We start from the raw sequence: 1,267 nt of genomic DNA, 5'->3' as shown, positions 1-1,267 counted from the left end.
CCCTAACGGCGTGGGAATGCGTCGCCCGGGCCGTAGCGGACCCCGGTGCCGCCGTGGGCATCGCCAATCTTGCACAGGACACCACGGCGGCGCAGGTCGGCGAGCATGTCCCGAGCGCCGAACATGGTCACGTCGAACATCCGCTGCAGCGTGCGGTTGGTGACGTACCCGTACTCACGGACATGTTCGAGCACCTTCTCGTCCGTCTGCGCGGGGCCCTGGCGGTGGTAACGAACAGCGCGCCCGAGCCCCGCGAGCGCGGCGGGGCGTAGCCGGTAGGTGGGCAACGGCCGGCCCGCCGTTCGCCTGGTCGTTTCGACCAGTTCCAAGGCGACCATGCGGGCCAGCACCTCCTGGCTTTCCGGCGCCGGGCGCTGCACCACCCGAGCCAGGGTAACCGCGTCCACCGACTGGCGGGTCCGCAGGTAGGACAGGGTCAGCAGGATTTCGACGTCCCGACCCGCCTGGGCGGGCAGAGTTGAGACGTAACCGACGAAGGCGTCGTCGCCTATGCCACCACGGACCACGGCACGGACCGAGGTACCGAGATCGGTGAACGTCGGCGGCTCTTTGCCCACCCGCAACAGCTCACGAAATGCGCGATCGACTCCTTGACCGGTGCGTTCGGCAAGCCGGAGCATTGAAAAGACCTCGGTAAGCAGCCGATTACGAGGCGTCGAAGGATAGCTGAGAACATTATCCGGCGTGATCCCGGGAAGAAATCCACCGGGGCTTGTCACAATGAGCGCCTCCGGGGAATGCTCCACATCCACCGTGCCGTGGGTCTCATACGACCGGTGGAGGAAGGCGTTGACGACCAGCTCACGCACGGCGTTCTGCGGATAGTCGACGAGTTGCAGTTGGATGCCGCCGGAGATGTTGAGCGGGCGGAACGCGGCATGCGCTTCGACCAGGCCGAGCATGCGCTCGATACCCGCAAGGACCGGCTGCTCCTCCCGAACCCGGCTGGTCGCTTCCGAGCCGCTCGACGGCCGGTACTGAAAGGAATAACCATGTCCGGGTAGCAGTTGCCGCAGCGCATCCTGCCGGCCGAGTAGCAACAGGCCGGCATAGGTCAGCTCTCCAGCGGGGGTCAGCAATCGCAGAGCGGTCAGCACCCGCAGGTCATCCTGCCCAGCAAGATCGCCCTTGTCCGCGGCCGCGAGATAATCGCGCAACCGTCCGAGTTCGAGGTGAGACAGCGCGTCGATACCATGGTAGCCACACGGCTGCGCGGACCAGTCGAGTTGACCTCTAGCGATGAGGA

Annotated in this window: 1 protein-coding gene; it reads right to left on the bottom strand. The window is 65.9% G+C overall.

What is annotated here, in order from left to right; all coding sequences use genetic code 11:
* Window positions 1-2: 2 nt before the first annotated feature.
* A partial coding sequence (locus tag U9980_RS00570) for an ATP-binding protein (RefSeq protein ID WP_322766213.1) occupies window positions 3-1,267 on the bottom strand: 1,265 nt, incomplete at its 5' end.

It is taken from the genome of Protofrankia sp. Cr1, assembly GCF_963555865.1.
Lineage (GTDB): Bacteria > Actinomycetota > Actinomycetes > Frankiales > Frankiaceae > Protofrankia.
This window is presented reverse-complemented; position numbering and strand designations above follow the sequence as displayed.